10 protein-coding genes are annotated in these 16,332 nt (G+C 55.5%); 4 read left to right on the forward strand and 6 right to left on the reverse strand.

The features are described from left to right. Position 1 precedes the first annotated feature (1 nt). The 4 genes from GNX18_RS13335 to GNX18_RS13350 form a co-directional block, all read right to left on the reverse strand. Positions 2–910 carry a sulfotransferase gene (locus tag GNX18_RS13335; RefSeq protein ID WP_138236601.1) on the reverse strand — a complete coding sequence of 303 codons (909 nt, stop codon included), beginning with the start codon at positions 908–910 and terminating at the stop codon, positions 2–4. A gap of 4 nt (positions 911–914) precedes the next feature. Further along, on the reverse strand, positions 915–1,931 hold the full coding sequence (locus GNX18_RS13340) for a glycosyltransferase family 2 protein (RefSeq protein ID WP_166218714.1): 1,017 nt from the start codon (positions 1,929–1,931) through the stop codon (positions 915–917). 62 nt (positions 1,932–1,993) lie between these two features. Then, the gene (locus GNX18_RS13345; RefSeq protein WP_371808075.1) at positions 1,994–2,968 is read right to left on the reverse strand and encodes a sulfotransferase; all 975 of its coding nucleotides are present in this window, start codon (positions 2,966–2,968) and stop codon (positions 1,994–1,996) included. A 752-nt stretch (positions 2,969–3,720) separates the two neighbouring features. After that, on the reverse strand, positions 3,721–4,497 hold the full coding sequence (locus tag GNX18_RS13350; protein ID WP_138236604.1) for a ferredoxin--NADP reductase: 777 nt from the start codon (positions 4,495–4,497) through the stop codon (positions 3,721–3,723). A 124-nt stretch (positions 4,498–4,621) separates the two neighbouring features. Between GNX18_RS13350 and GNX18_RS13355 the strand changes: the two genes are divergently transcribed. Then, the gene (locus GNX18_RS13355) at positions 4,622–5,503 is read left to right on the forward strand and encodes a LysR family transcriptional regulator (protein WP_166218718.1); all 882 of its coding nucleotides are present in this window, start codon (positions 4,622–4,624) and stop codon (positions 5,501–5,503) included. Positions 5,504–5,518: 15 nt separating this feature from the next. Here GNX18_RS13355 and GNX18_RS13360 read toward each other — a convergent pair whose 3' ends face one another. Beyond that, positions 5,519–6,988: a RimK family protein gene (locus GNX18_RS13360; protein WP_138236606.1), complete on the reverse strand. Its 1,470-nt coding sequence runs from the start codon at positions 6,986–6,988 to the stop codon at positions 5,519–5,521. 332 nt (positions 6,989–7,320) lie between these two features. Here GNX18_RS13360 and GNX18_RS13365 point away from each other — a divergent pair, with 332 nt between their 5' ends. Beyond that, complete coding sequence (locus GNX18_RS13365; RefSeq protein ID WP_166218720.1) at positions 7,321–8,097, forward strand: FadR/GntR family transcriptional regulator; 777 nt, start codon at positions 7,321–7,323, stop codon at positions 8,095–8,097. Positions 8,098–8,286: 189 nt separating this feature from the next. Here the strand turns inward: GNX18_RS13365 and GNX18_RS13370 are convergent, their stop codons facing one another. Beyond that, positions 8,287–11,376 carry a TonB-dependent receptor gene (locus GNX18_RS13370; RefSeq protein ID WP_240914007.1) on the reverse strand — a complete coding sequence of 1,030 codons (3,090 nt, stop codon included), beginning with the start codon at positions 11,374–11,376 and terminating at the stop codon, positions 8,287–8,289. 417 nt (positions 11,377–11,793) lie between these two features. Here GNX18_RS13370 and GNX18_RS13375 point away from each other — a divergent pair, with 417 nt between their 5' ends. Further along, positions 11,794–14,061, forward strand: a complete 2,268-nt coding sequence (locus GNX18_RS13375) for a polysaccharide lyase 6 family protein (protein WP_166218722.1) — start codon at positions 11,794–11,796, stop codon at positions 14,059–14,061. 27 nt (positions 14,062–14,088) lie between these two features. Further along, the gene (locus GNX18_RS13380; protein ID WP_166218724.1) at positions 14,089–16,332 is read left to right on the forward strand and encodes a heparinase II/III family protein; all 2,244 of its coding nucleotides are present in this window, start codon (positions 14,089–14,091) and stop codon (positions 16,330–16,332) included.

Consider the following 16,332-nt stretch of genomic DNA (forward strand, 5'->3'; position numbering starts at 1 on the left):
TTCATGCCACTTTTTCACGCTGCGGTTGTGGGTTCCAATCCGGGGTCCGGCTCAGAACCTGTTCCGTGTAACGGTCGGTGCTTAGCTCCATGCCCAGCAGATCACCGAGCTTTGCGAGCTCAGTATCAAACACTGTTTTTAGCTTCTTCTTGTTGGCTTCATTGAGTTGCGGGCGGTCTCGCATGCGCAGGCGTGATTTCACCGCCTCCCGCACCTGGGCTGGAACCAATGCTCTGCGCAATGCTGTAAGCAATGGATTCTTGATCAGGAAACGACTAAATGCAGTGCTGCGCAATCGCTCAGATGAAACGTTGGTTTGTGACAGTGCTTCATGCCAGCACACTTTTCCGGTATATCCGATAAAGTTCGCTACCCGAGTCAACTCCGCTTGCGGATATGCTCTGATCCGCTCAAAAAAAACCGGAAGAATGTTCTCCGCACCAAAGTGCAGAAGATACGGTGTCAGCTGCTGGTGGTAACAACTGTATGAAATCAGCTCCGGGTGTCGCTCGATGGCTTCATTTAGGTCAACGCGAATATTGTTGCAACTCCACTCATGGATGTACTGCGATACCAGGCGGTCGACAGGATGCCGCATAACGTAAATGAGCTTTGCATTGGGCAATGCACCAGACAAGCGCTTCAGGGTGTCTGGATAGGTGGGTAGCTTTGTATAGTGCGTGCTCGCCTCACCAATAATGTCACCTTCTTTCGCCGCTTCGAATAGCTTCCGGTAGTAATCTAAGCCGCGTTTGTACTGTCTGTCGTCACTAAAAAAGTTTGGCTCTTTCAGGTCTGGCATGAATATGCCATCCAACAAACGCAGCTGTTCGTAAAGTGTCGTTGTGGCAGATTTCATTGCACCAATAATGACAAAATGTGGCATTTTGGCGGATGTATGAGTGAACATGCTGTTACGTGACCTGGCGGTTGTTCTTGAAAACTGGAAGCGGATGTTGCCGCTGTGATGTAAAGAAGCCCCGCCAAAGATCGGCCCACTCGCAGGGAATCGACGGACCTACCGTAGACCTGGCCACTCGCTTGCACAACCTCAACAGCCGCCCTGTATACCAGGCGATGTTTGCCCAAAAAAGTTTGCGTCTTCCGCCCAGCAGGGTGAAATAGCGGGAGCGCGACTGATAAAAATAGGCGGGGATGCGCTGTTGGTTGCTGTCGTTCCTTTTGACGCTTGACGTTCCTCCACGCAAATGGACCACGCGCGCATCAAGCTCCTGCTTAATGGCGTAACCGGCGCTCTTTATACGCAGGCAGTACTCAATATCTTCGAAGTACATGAAGAAGCCCTCGTCCATATCGCCCACCTGTGCGATGACATCCGCGCGCAGCAGAACACAGGCAAAACTGATCCAATCAATTTCCTGTTCGGGTTCATCGAGTTCGATCGCGGTGTTTTTTGCGCGGAAGATTCTGGTTATGAGATCCAGCTGTGCGCCGCGAATCAGCTCACTGGTTACCCCCCTGCGGCGAAAGCGACTGACCTGTGGGCGCCCATCAAGATATTCCAGACGCGGGCCAAGTGCACCGAGCCTGCAATCCCCTTCCATTCGCTTGACCAGCGTTGTGATTGCACCGGGCCGCACTATTGTGTCGCTGTTGAGTAACAGGTAGTAACAGGCAGCTACCTCCGCAATGCCGAGGTTATTACCTGCGGAAAACCCGCCATTTCGAGGCGATTCCACCAACGTGATTCGAGTTTGTGTGAATGGATTCTGCGCGGATAGCCAACCGGCAATCTGCGCAACGGAGTCATCGTTTGACTTGTTGTCGACAATAACCACCCGTGCCTCGCCACACGCTGCATTCATCGTGTGCAGCTCGGGCAACAGACTTTCCAGGCAGTCTATGAGCATCTGTGGAGTCTTGTAATTGACAATTACAATACTGAGCTTGACGGTTTTTTCGCTATCCATGCTGATTCTCAGCCCGGGCAATCAATTGCGTTCAGGCGGCAAACGGGGTTCGACAGAAGGATTTACTTGAGATATTGAATGTCTATGGCGTTGGTTTTTTCACGCGCGCGGTCCTGCCATCCTTGTATTCGCAACTTGCGTGCCAGAATGTACTGGGCCCAGAGTCCAAAACCCCATTTTTTGATCTGATATCTGGCTTTGTAAACGCGATTCTGGACAAAAATGTGGATACGCTCGCTGGTACTGAGCGAAGAATGCGCTGGTTTGTGGCGAACATAGCCCGCCGCCTCAATCTGCCCGCCCAGGCGCAACTCAACCCAGCGGATATCCCGCTCAGACATTTTTCCCTGCCACTGATTAGCGTACTTTGCGGAAGGGCAGCTATAGCTTGTGTGACCCTCAATCTCCAGCATTTTTGGATCGAAGTTAATTTCCAGGAAGTCGCAAATCCGACTCAGCGTTGCTTCCGGATTGCTCACAAGGTCCTCATAGCGAACCTCCAGGCGCTGGCTTCCGGGCACCTGAGCGTTGAGGGCGGCGCGGTGCCGCTCAACCTTTTGCCAAAAGTAGGCACCTTCATAGGTGTTTCCCGCCCAGCCCATTCCGATACAAGATTTTGCGACATCGCGCGGGTCGCGCATTAGGTTGATGTAGCGCGCTTTCGGCCATATTTTTGGCAGAAGATCAATACGCGAGTGAACGGAGGCACCGATCAGTCTGCGGGGCTTGCGCTGATGAAGCTGTCGCAGAAAATCCCGAACGAGCGCCGGGTAGTCCAGGCTCTGGTCGATCTCCAGATCCAGCGCCCGGGTTTGTCTGTCGCTGTTAACAAAGTGCCAATAGCTCGGCATCGTTGGCCATTGGTCACCGTGTGCCTGAGACACGGCACCTTCAAACTCACCAAACACATTGGTATCCGGGTGTTGATCCATCAGCAAGCGCAATAGCGTAGAGCCGGAGCGGAGGGGACCCACAATAAACACCGGGCGTTCAAGCGCCTCCTGATGCGGTAGAAAATTCTCGTGAGTCATATCCATGTACTCTGTACGTCACAAAATTTTAGGGACCGGAGATCAGCGCCCGCACTGCTTTTGCAAGCGGCGCGGTGAATGCCCGTTAATACGGCATATTTGGGGCGCACAGGCCTCGCCCCGGAACCGGCTAATTCCGGGATGCTGAGGATGGGACGACCGGGGTCGACGCAGGCATCAGCAAAGGCGACTGAGACAACAGTCAGGCGGGATTGGAAAGGGGAATGGGGGCGAATGTTGCCGGCAGGCTATCGATCAATAGCCTTTCTGACCAGTCCCTGATCAACTGCATGCAATCCTTGCACAAGCTGTTGTGTTCGGTCCGACTCGGAGTTCGACACCAAGCACCCTTAATAACAAGCACTGTTATAAACAGGTAAATAAAACAGCGCAACGAACGACCTGCGACAATAACGGGGCAGGTCGAGACATTCGTCACACTTTATCAGGGAATCGTGACAATTCAAAAGCTTTACGTCAGTTTTTGCGACCTACCAAAGAGTCGGCCCCGATTGAACTGACAACGCGATCAGCCCGACGGTGCTATGCGGGGGTGTGGTGCTGGCGCGCACAAAAAAACCACCCGCTGGGTGGTCATTAAACAGAGTTTGCCCTTTCACCGGCCGGCGCCCGCATTGTGCGGGCAAGTGGCAGGGCACCGGGGTCGACACTTGGAAATACAGAATTCCGTTTCTGTCCTTGCGCAATCCTTCACGCGATTACCTCAAAGTACCGACGCCGCTGCCCTGCCCTGCCGCTTACTTCTCGACGAAAGCGCGCTCGATAACGTACTCGTGGGGAACGCCTGCACGGGTCTCTCTGAAGCCCCATTCATCGAGGATACGGGTAAGATCCTTCAGCATGGACGGTGATCCGCACAGCATGAAACGGTCTTCTTCGAGGTTTGGTTTCGGCAGATTCAGGTCACTGAAAATCTTGCCGGAGAGCATCAGGTCGGTGAGGCGGCCGTTGTTGCGGTAGGCCTCGCGGGTAACAGTGGGGTAATACAACAGCCCCTGCTGTACCATTTCGCCGAAGAATTCGTGTTCCGGCAGTTCTTTCTCGATGTAATCCTGGTACGCCAGCTCGGATTTATAGCGCACGCCGTGGGTCAGGATCACCTGGTCAAAGCGCTCGTACACGCTCGGGTCGCGGATGATGCTCATGAACGGCGCAAGTCCGGTGCCGGTAGACAGCAGCCACAGGCGCTTGCCCGGCAACAGGTGATCCGCCACCAGGGTGCCGGTCGGCTTGCGACCGACGAAGATTTCGTCACCCGGTTTGATCTTCTGCAGCTGGGATGTCAGCGGGCCGTCCGGCACCTTGATGCTGAAAAACTCCAGCTCGTCCTCGTAGTTGGCACTGGCAATGGAGTAAGCGCGCAGCAGGGGGCGGCCGTTCGGCTGTTCCAGGCCGATCATGGTGAAGTGGCCGTTTTCGAAGCGAAACGCCGGATCGCGGCTGGTCTTGAAGCTGAAAAGGGTGTCGTTCCAGTGATGGACTTCGAGCACCGTCTCCTTATTCAAATTTGACATAACTATAGAACCACTTATTCCTGACCTTTTTGCTGGGTGAATTCTAGCGCTGGTATATCTATAGGCAAAATGGGATATTTCGATATTCCTTATCTATTAGTTTGATGAAGGGTCGACCCTCCCTATGCGTTATTCCCTGCGCCAGTTGGAAGTCTTTCTCGCCTGCGCCCATCACCAGAATGTGAGCCGCGCCGCCGAGAGCCTGAACATGTCCCAGTCCGCCGCATCGACCGCATTGAAGGAGTTCGAGCAGCAGTTCGACCTGCGTCTGTTCGAGCGGACCGGAAAACGCCTGCGCCTAAACGAGCTGGGGCGCCAGCTGTGGCCGCGGGCAGAGGAACTGCTGGAACGGGCGCGGGAACTGGAAGACACGCTGCTGGCCCACGGTGACCTCGGGCGCCTGAAAATCGGCGCAACGCTCACCATCGGCAACTATCTGGCGGCAGGGATCATGGCCCGCTATATGGAGATACAGCCAGGAGCACGGGTGGAATTGGAAGTGGCCAACACCTCGGCGGTGGCACAGCGGGTACTCAGTTTCGAGCTGGATCTTGGACTGGTAGAAGGTGAACTCAATCATCCCGACCTGGAGATGATCCCCTGGCGGAATGACGAACTGGTGGTGTTCTGTGCACCGGAGCACCCGCTGGCGAGCCGCCCACGGCTTGACGACGAGGACCTGAAAACGGCGACCTGGATTCTGCGGGAAACCGGCTCCGGCACCCGCCAGACCTTCGAGCGCGCCATGGCCGGATTATTGCCGGAACTGAACATCCGTCTTGAGCTGCAACACACAGAGGCAATCAAACGCGCGGTGGAAGCCGGCCTCGGCATCAGCTGCCTGTCGCGGGTTTCCCTCACCGATGCGTTCAAGCGAGGCGCACTAGTTGAGCTCCCCGTACCGCATAGGGACTTTCGCCGCGAATTTTACTTCGCCCTGCATCGGCAAAAGTACCGCAGCGCTGGTATCGAGCGCTGGCTGGAGCTCTGCCGACAGATTGCGTGAGCGGGTATTGGGTCTTTATTCATTCTGCTGTCCAGCCCGCCTGGCCTCCAAACGGCGGATGAACTCTTGGAGAATCAGGCGGTACAGTTCCTTGCCCAGATACTTGTCTTCCACACTGCTGTCGATAGACGGGTTGTCGTTCACCTCGATCACATAGCCCTTACCGGCGGACTCCTTTACATCGACCCCGTAAAGACCGCGGCCGATCGGCTTAGTGGCCTTGATGGCGGCCTGCAGCACCGCTTTTGGCACCTCGAAGGTGGGCAATGTGTCGAACCCACCGCTGACGCTCTTCTTGTTGGTGTGGCTGTAGATCTGCCAGTGGTTCTTGACCATGTAGTAGCGGCACGCGTACAGCGGTTTGTTGTCGAGCACACCGATGCGCCAATCGAATTCCGTGTACAGGAACTCCTGCGCCAGCAGCAGGCTCGACTCGGCAAACAGCTCATCCAGCTTACCGAGCTCGGCCTCCGTGTTCACTTTCACCATGCCCTTGGAGAAGGCGCCATCGGGGATTTTCACCACCATCGGCAGGCCCAATTCTGCCGCCGCCTGACGGATTCCCTCCTCGTCACCACGGCGCAGGATACGAGTGCGCGGCGCCGGGACCTTGTTGTTTTCGAACAGGTCAGCGAGGTAGATCTTGTTGGTACAGCGCATGATGCTGGTCGGATCGTCCAATACCACCAGGCCTTCTGCTTCCGCCTTTTTGGCAAAGCGATAGGTGTGGTGGTCGATGGCGGTAGTCTCACGAATAAACAGTGCGTCGAATTCCGACAGACGCATGTAGTCTCCGGGTCCGATCAACTCTACCGACAACCCCAGTTCGCGCCCGGCACTGACGAATTTTTTGATCGCCGGGCCGTCGGAAGGCGGTAATTTTTCCTCCGGATTCACCAGGATCGCCAGATCGTAACGGCTGTTGGCCGGCTTGCGGTGCTGGCGCCAGACCTTGTTGCTGAAGTTGTCCAGCGCCTCGGCAAACTCGGTTTCTTCCGACTCGCTCAGTTCCTTGTGGGAACACACTTTCAGCTCGACGATCTCCCACTGGGGATCAGCGCGCAGATGGATCTCCAGGACCGGGCAGGCAAAGCGGTCGAACAGCACCCGCGCCAGCGGTTGCAGGGACGGCTCGCTGCAGCGGCCAAAGTAAGACTTCACCACCCACTCAGCACCCGAGGCTGGCGGCTTCAACTTTGCCAGCGAGGGCATTGCCTGCGCCAACTGCAGTTTGTACAACTGCGGCAATGCCAAATCATTGAGGGTGCGCACACTCGGCAGCACATTGTGGCTGCGCGCCTCCGCCAGAAGCGAACAATAGTAGCCCTCGCTGCGGTAGTCGTAGCTGCCACAAAGGTTGATCACGCGCACCCGCTGCTGGCGCGCGGGCAGCGCAAGGTAATCCGCAAAAGTAATAACCCGCTCACTGGGGTAATAGGGAGCCCAGTCTTCGGGCTTGTCGATCACAATGAGGACCTGGGACATGAATAGGGAGAATGCCTCGGTATAGGGAATACACGCTGGTGCGGTGGGAGTGACAAGGGCCGAGTTTGCCCGTCTGACCTGCGAAAGATAGAAGAAATTCTTGCCCCTGCCTAATACTATTTACACCTCGCGTCTGTGCCTCTGGAGTTCCCTGACAGCAGCCGCCACAGCCCGCTGAACAGCGCCTACCGTCACCCAGACCAAACATGCAAAGCAACCTGTCACCATCAGCCATCATACCAGTGGAGATTGCCTGTAAGACCAATTGTGGTAGTATCCCGGTGTTGTGAATAGCAAGCTGTAGCCTGGAGTTACACTAAAGAACGCCATATATGAAGACTGCATTTTTGAGTAATAGCCGCCGTATTTATCAGCAGGTAGTGGAAAAGATGCTAGTGCTGCTGGACAGTGGAGAATATCCGCCGGGTGTACGGCTGCCCTCTGAGCGCGAATTGTCGGAAATGTTCGACGTCAGCCGCCCCAGTATCCGCGAGGCCATTATTGCGCTGGAGGTCATGGGACGCGTTTCCGTTCGTACCGGCTCCGGTGTGTATGTTATTGAACCCGTCAACACATTCACCGACACCAAGGAATTCAGCCCGTTCGAACTGACTGAGGCCCGTGTGTTAGTCGAGGGCGAGGCGGCAGCACTGGCGGCGACCATGATTACCGATGACCAGCTCGAAGAGCTGCGCAATGCCTACCGGGACATGGTGCGGGAGAATGAAGAGGGCAATCTCACCTCCGAGCGCGCCGACCGCAAGTTCCACGAGGTGATTTCTCGGGCAACCAACAACCGGGTCCTGATGAGTACGATTGCGAAATTATGGGATATCCAGGGGCAGTCGCCGGATATTCAGTACGTGCATAAGTCTGTATGTAAAAAGGACGGGCAGAAACGCCTCGCCGAGCACAAGGCCATCTTGCAAGCGCTGGAAGAGCGCGACGCAGGCGCCGCGCGCCGCGCCATGCGCCTGCATTTCAGTCGCTCTCTGAACGCACTGCATGACGCATCGGAGGCTAAGGCGGTTGAGGTGGTACGTCGGGAAATTTCCGAGCGTCGCAAGCGGTTCTCCATCGACCGGCTCGGCGAAAGTGCCGGGATTTAATTCCGGGCCTACCAGCCTCTCTAAAGGTCATCCCGCGGAGTGTATCCGCGGGATGACCTTTTTATTTACCGCAAGCTACCGGAAATAGTCGAGCACAAAAAAGCCCGCACTAGGCGGGCAAATTGATTCCGGCGGGTGGTTCCGCCGGGATGGAGAAGAGACATCCAATCTGACAAACTTGCGAAGTTCTCAGAACTTCGCTTTTAGGCCCAGGAATACGCGCGGACCGTAACTGTTTACTTCACCCAGGTTGTCGGTGGTGAAGAAATACTGTTCCTTCGGCGCATCAAACAGGTTGATAGCTTCCAGGCTGACCTGCACATTGTCGGTGAGCCGGTAAGACGCTTTCGCTTCCCACACACCGACATCGCCGACATAACGCAGACGGGTACCATTGCTGGTGTAAGGCTGGAAGTACTCGCTGCGGTACTTGTAGATCAGGCTCGTATCGAAATCGCCGATCTGGTAGTAAAGCTGTCCGGAGAACACGTGCTCGGAGAAGCCCGGCAGGTTCGCTGGCGCTATGATACCGATGTTCTGGGAAACCACATTGCCGCTCTCATCCAGCACTACGGAATCACCATACTGGCTGTCTTCAAATTCGAAGTCAGAGTCAGCGAAGTTGTAGCTCGCCTTCACACCCAGGCCACTCAGGTAACCCGGCAGGTAAGAGAAACGGTGGGTACCGGTGAACTCGATACCGTTCATGGTGCTGGTATCTTCGTTGGTGCGGACAATGTCAAAGTCTGCATTCAACTGCTGACCGTCAACCATAAAGCTTTCGGTAATACGCGTGGTCTCGAAGCCACCTTGGAAGTTCTTGTGGTAGATGCCGAACGCCAGCATGGTGTCATCGTTCGGATACCATTCGATGGCAGCATCGAAGTTCCAGGACATCAGCGGCTGCATATCCGGGTTGCCATCGCCATCCACACCACTCAGGAGTTCGTTGATGGTAGTCACCTCTTCAGAGGTGTTGGTATTGAACGTACGCTTGTAACCCAGGTCACTTGGGTCCGGACGCGACATACCGCGGTACACCGCGCCACGCAGCATCAGGTCTTCGCGCAGATCGGCAATCACGTTCAGGCTCGGCAACACTTCGATGTAGTCGCCGCCAGCGGTTACTCGCTCAAGATCAGCATCGGAAATCGGGCTCATTGACAGCACGCCGCTGTCGCTTTCAAGGATTTCGTATGGGGTGCGATAGCCCACAGACTCGACTTCGGTCTGCACTACACGCACGCCAACGTTGCCGCGCAGCGGAGTGCCTTTCAGTGCACTCTCGAAATCCGCCATGACGTAGGCAGCGGTAGTGGTCTCGGTCACATCAGTAACGTCGGCCGTACCGTTCATCAGCTCCGGGTAAGCGAAACCTTCACCTACATACGCCAGTATCATGTCGGAAACACACTGGGTATCAAAAGTCGCCCAGCTGTTGGTGCCGCCGGTCACGTTGCCATCGCCGTCAACATTCGTGATCAGGTTTCCGTCACTCACGCTGTTCAGGAAATTGTCTTCCTGGAAAGCGACAGCACAAGTCTCATTGATCTCCTTGATCGCCGCTGCACCAGCTGCAGAACCGCGGGAGATACTGTATTCATCGCGCGCACTGCCCAGATCCAGGTATTCCAGTTCGGCAAAGCGCAGACCGCCGCTGACCCCAGTGATAAAGCTGCCTTCAACACGAAGGTCAAAATCGGTGCGGAAGGATTCGGTGGTGTTGACACGATCTACATCGTTGTCGATACGAATCCGGTAGGCATCGGAGAACAGCGAGTGATCGTTGACATCGAAATCGGCAATTTCATACTGAAGAATACCGGACGTCTTGTCCCAGGAGACCATCGGGCGATAGTTCCCGGGAGTTTCTTCGCCGTAAATGTCAAATTTGTCGGACTGGGTACGGATGCCGACCTGAAGCTCTTCACGGGTAGTCTCAGAGAAAGCGTAGTCCGCAGAAACGGTCAGCCTGTCGCTAACGTCGTAGGAGACGTTCAGACCGTAACCCAGGTAATCCTCGGTGCGGGAGAAGAGTTCGCTGTTGGACTCGATGGCAGTTTCGCCAGCCCACTTCATTACCGTACCGGTATCAGTCACCACCAGAGATTCTGCGGTAACGCCCGGGGTAACCCGCTTCATGTTGGCGAAGTTCAGAATCTGACGTTCTTCCGCCTGCACGCGCTCGGATTGCTGCAGATCGAAATTGATATCGGTCTTGTCGTTGGGCTGGAACTGCAGCGCCACAAACACCGCATCGCGCTTGTCGGAGGTGTCGTTCTGCTTGTAACCATTGGAGCTGCCGACAAACGCGTAAGGGCTTCCATGACTGACCGCCTTTCCGGTCTCAGGATCTACGCTGGTGTTGTAGCCCTGGTCAGATTTCGCACCGGTACCAGTCTGATCCTCACAATCTCCGGCAGAACGATAGAACCCCTCATTGGTCACATTCGGATCGTTCAGACACGCGTAAAGCGAGGGCGGCGTGCTGCTCGGGCTGGAGGAATTCATCTCCGCTTCGGGCTGGGAGATATCACTCCGCTCATAACCCAGAGACACACCGAAGGCCATGCCATTGTCGAACTCGAACTGGTCGACATAGCTGGCGGTGCCGCGGAAACCGATATCGCCGGCCATAGGATCGTCGAGGTTTGCCTGGTCCGGGTTGACATTCGCCTTGGCATCAAACTGGATGCGCTGTTTCCCGTATTCCAGAGGCTTCAGGGTTTCCAGGGCGATCAGACCCGCCACACCGCCTTCGATCAGGCTTGCATCCTGGGTTTTGTAGATCGCAATTTTGTTCATCAGTTCGGAAGGGAACTGGGAGAAGTTCACCGAGCGGTCACCGCTGCCATTGGTGGCGACACGGCCATTAAACGTGGTCGCGCTCAGGTACGGGCCCATACCGCGGATGGAAACTTCGGTGGCACCACCATTTTCGCGGTGGGAGGAAGCACCAGTCACGTTCTCCAGCGCTTCACCGATGGACAGCGCAGGCAGGTCACCGATTTCGTTGGCAGACATACCGTCAACGATGGTGGTGGAATTGCGCTTGATATCAATGGTGGTCTGGATGGTCGCGCGGGTGCCGGTGACAACCACTTCTTCCAGAGCCTGGTCACTGCCTGCTACTTCCTGCGCCTGTGCCACACCCATATATGAGGCAGCGGCAACAGCACTCACCAGCAGTGATTTTTTGAAACTGTTTTCGGCAAAGCGCGCTTTGCCTTTTCTCTCGATCGCCATTACATCATTTGCGTCGTTATTATTATTACGCATTGTTACCCCCGGGGAAGTCTGCGCTTGTGGATATTAACAAAGTACGCCTGTATGGCGCCTTTTTTCTCATCAGCATCGCGGTTTTTTTATCCAGCCTGTAGACCAGACTCGAGGCTTTGCCACGACTGTCCGCTCACTGGTGAGATCAAAGTCTCACCATACCACCACACCGTCAACCAATTTTCAAAAAAAAAGCCGCTATTGGTCTGACCCCTGACCAAAAGAACTGCAAACGAACCAAAACCGCGCATTTTTCCGTATGGATTTATGCTTTCGCCCTAACTGGTCGCCCAGATTGGTTGACAGATACTTTTTACCAATTTAGTCTGGCCGCATAACAGCTCCGGCCAGAACGCTCAAAAATGATTCAAGAGTGGCGCCGGCAGTGATAACACTGAGGACATTGCCCGGGTGATCATGAGAACTTCACGAATCCAACAGCTACTGGCCGCCGCCCTGCTCACCTGTGGACAGGCATCCATTTTCTGCGTGCAGGCAACTGCCGAGGAATATCTGGTCAACAACCAGCAGGAGTACGCCAAGTCCGTCAAAAAGTTGAAAGCCGGTGACACCCTGGTACTAGCCAATGGGGTATGGAAGGATTTTGAGGTTCTGTTTCAAGGGAAGGGTGAGAAAGGGAATCCCATCTCGTTGACCGCGGAGGACAAAGGTAAAGTGATCCTCTCCGGCCAATCCAATCTGCGACTTGCCGGTGAATATCTGGAAGTTTCCGGACTTGTTTTCAAAGACGGATTTTCTCCCAGCGGTGAAGTCGTCTCCTTTCGCCGCAATAAAGAGCACCTGGCCAACCACTCCCGCGTGACCGAAGTCGTGATTGAAGATTTCAGCAAGCCGGAACGCACCGAATCCGATTACTGGGTTGCCATTTACGGCAAAAACAACCGCTTCGACCACAACCACCTTGCCGGTAAACGCAACGTGGGTGTGACTCTGGCCGTTCGCCTCGACAGTGAAGCGAGCCAGGAGAATCACCACCGCATCGACCACAACTACTTTGGCCCGCGCCCGATTCTCGGTTCCAACGGTGGTGAGACCCTGCGTATCGGTACCAGCCACTACTCGTTGACCGACTCCTTCACCGTGATCGAAAACAATTTCTTCGACCGCTGCGACGGAGAGGTGGAAATCATTTCCGTCAAATCCGGAAAGAACACCATTCGCAACAACACCTTCTTCGAGTCCCGCGGAACCCTCACGCTCCGCCACGGCAACGGCAACCTTATCGAAGGCAACGTGTTCCTGGGTAACGGCGTGGATCACACCGGTGGGATCCGGGTGATCAATCGCGACCAGACGGTGCGCAACAACTATCTCGAGAGTCTCACAGGCTATCGGTTCGGGAGTGGGTTCACCGTGATGAACGGTGTTCCCGACTCTCCCATCAATCGCTACCACCAGGTGGTCAATGCCCGGGTGGAAGGCAATAGCTTTATCAATGTCGACCACATTCACCTGGCCGCGGGCAGCGATGCGGAGCGAAGCGCGGTACCACAGGATTCGGAATTTTCCGGCAACCTGTTTTACGCCGAAAGCGGGAAGTCGCCCTTCTCCATTTTCGACGATATTTCCGGAATTACTTTCCGCAATAACGCATCCAACGGATTCGGTGATGCCAAAATTGCAGCCGGCATTGATAAACAAGTGAGCCGGTTACAGCGCGCCGCCAACGGACTTCTGTATCCGGTCGATGCTTCCGCACAGGAAGCGGGTGTTTCCCGCAACCTTGCGGTCACCACCAGGGAAATGACGGGTGCATCCTGGTACCCGAAGTCCGAACCTGTCACACCATTCAACAGCGGAAAGACCATTGCCGTACGCCCCGGTGAAGATGCCATTTTCAATGCCCTGCAAAAGGCCGGGGATGGGGACGTTCTGCTGCTGGAAAATGGCAGCTACAACGCACGCAAACGGCTGCAGATTGAGAAGACGGTTACCATCAAGGCCAAAAAAGCCGGCAAAGTGACACTGATGTCCGAGCGACCGGTCATGTTCGAAATTGCCGACGGCGGCAGCCTTTCTCTCGATGGACTGGTCATTTCCGGAGCGAACAGCCCGGATGCAGCCGGCAATACCCTGGTGCGCACCCTGCCCTGGGGCATGCTGCAGAACTATCGCTTCAGCCTGAAAAATTCCAGAGTGGAAAATCTGGATATCAACCACTCCTATCACCTGTTTGATTCCGGCAGTCGCGCATTCGCCGATCAGATCACGATTGTCGATAACATATTCGAGAACATCACTGGCGACCTGCTCAAGCTGGACAAAGAGCGCGACGACCTCGGCATCTACAACGCCGAGTATGTCGATATCACCGGCAATACATTCCGCAATGTCCAGGGGGCACTGGCGAATGTGTATCGCGGCGGTACCGACGAAAGTACGTTCGGCCCACACGTCAACTTCAGCAACAATAACGTCGAAAAATCCGGTCTCGGCAAGCGCAACAAGGCGCAGGCGCTGATCAGACTGCACGGTGTGCAGGTCGCTGACATCAACCACAACACCATTGCCGATAGTGCCGGTGTGGTGATTGAGCACACCGTTGGTGAACCTGTTACCCGGATTGCCAACAACCAGTTCAACAAGACCCCGGGGCCGGCAATCGAGGAGCTGGTGGCCGAGGGTGAGCACACGGCTGTTCTGGCCAATAACCAAGTGCGCTGAAACGCGGCTGTACGGATCCAGTAATAAATGATTGTTCAACGCACCATAAAAAAATCCCGCTCGCTGCGTTCCGCTATTGCTGCGACCATTAAAATATCTGCTCTGGGTGTGGCACTGCTTCCATTAGCAACCTTTGCCGCGGTGCATCCGAACCTGGTGATCAACGCAAGTGATGTTGACGCCATGCAGGGCGCAGTACAGACACCCGGCCGCTTCCGCGATGCGTTCCTCAGTACCCGGAAGTCTGTAGACCTGGCGCTGCAGGCTCCTGTCGCGGTGCCCGTGCCCGCGGACGCCGGCGGCGGCTATACCCACGAGCAGCACAAAAATAATTACCAGCTGATGTACAACGCCGGCGTGTTGTACCAGATCACCGGCGACGCCCAATACGCAAAGCGCGTGCGCGATACGCTGCTTGCGTACGCAGAGCTCTACCCCACCCTGCCGCTGCACCCGAAGCGTCGTCCTGGGGCCGATAATCCGGGCAAGCTGTTCTGGCAGAGCCTGAACGAAGCGGTGTGGCTGGTGTACACCATCCAGGCCTATGACCTGGTGCGCGAAGCGCTTACGGAATCAGAAGCGGAAAAAATCGAGCAGGGTGTGCTGCGCCCTGTTGCGCGTTTTCTTTCTGTCGAATCGCCGGAAACCTTCAACAAGGTACACAATCACGGCACCTGGCTAACCGCTGGTGTCGGTATGACCGGTTATGTTCTGGATGAGCAGGAGCTGGTGGAACAGTCACTACTGGATCTGGAAAAGTCCGGTAAGGGCGGTTTCCTGCAACAGTTGAACACGCTGTTTTCACCAGATGGCTATTACAACGAAGGCCCCTATTACCAGCGCTATGCGCTGATGCCGTTCGTAACCTTTGCCAAAGCTATCGACAACAACGAACCCGAGCGCGATATTTTCGGCTACCGCGACGGCGCGCTCATGAAGGCCATCGATACCACCATCCAGCTCAGTTATAACGGGCTGTTTTTTCCCATCAATGACGCCATTAAAAGCAAGGGTATCGACACCGCCGAGCTGGTTCAGGGCGTTGCGATTGCCTACGGGAAGTCGGCCAATCCGCAACTGCTGGATATCGCGCAGAAGCAACAGCAGATCGTACTGACCGGCGACGGTCTGAAAGTGGCGCAGGACCTGGACGCGGGCAAGGCGCAGGCGTATCCGTTCATTTCCGCCGCCTTCCGCGACGGCAAGGACGGCGATGAAGGTGCACTGGTAGTGATGCGCGGGAACAGTGGCAGCGAGCAGGCACTTCTGTTCAAACCCGCAGCCCAGGGTATGGGTCACGGGCATTTCGACAAGCTTACCTGGCAGTTTTACGACCACGGTTCCGAAATCGTGACTGACTATGGGGCGGCCCGTTTTCTCAATGTCGAAGCCAAAAACGGCGGCCGTTATCTGCCGGAAAACGAAACCTATGCGAAGCAGACGATCGCGCACAACACGGTGGTGGTGGACGAACGATCCCACTTCGATGGCGACCTGAAGGTCGGTAACAATAACCATCCCGAGTTGCGGTTCTTCCACGCAGATGACCGTGTGAAAATCAGCTCGGCGAGTATCGAATCCGCCTACCCGGAGGTCGTGCTGACCCGCACCATGGCACTGGTGAATGACGCCGAGACCGGTTCGACCTTTGCCATCGACCTGTTTGATGTGCAGGCGAAAAAGAATCATCAACTGGATCTGCCGCTGCATTACAACGGACAGCTCGTGGATACCAGCTTCACACTGCGCGGATTCACTGACCGTATTTCAGCGCTCGGAAAGCAGAACGGCTATCAGCATCTGTGGCTGAAAGCCCGCGGCAAGCCGGAAAATGGTCTTGCGCAGGTTACCTGGCTCAACGACAACGGCCGTTTTTACACCCACTCCACCATTGCGGATGGCAAAACAGAACTGCTGTTCACCGAACTCGGCGCCAATGATCCCGAGTTCAACCTGCGTTCGGAAAAAGCCTTTATCGCCCGACGTGAAGACACTCGCGCGCATACCTTTGTCAGTGTTCTCGAGCCGCACGGCGAGTACAACCCATCCAAAGAATTCACGCTCGAGGCCGAGAGCAAGGTGCGCGGGCTTACACACCAGCGCATCGATAGCCTGGATTTGGTGGTGATAGCGTTGAAAAACGGCGATGAATTATTGCTCGCCATCAATACCGATGTATCGGCAACGGCAGATTCGGGCAAACCGTTTACATTTCGCGGCAACCCCTACCAGCTCACCGGCCGCGCCGAACTTTTAACAATCAGAGATTAA

Source organism: Microbulbifer sp. SH-1 (genome assembly GCF_011326135.1).
Lineage (GTDB): Bacteria > Pseudomonadota > Gammaproteobacteria > Pseudomonadales > Cellvibrionaceae > Microbulbifer > Microbulbifer harenosus.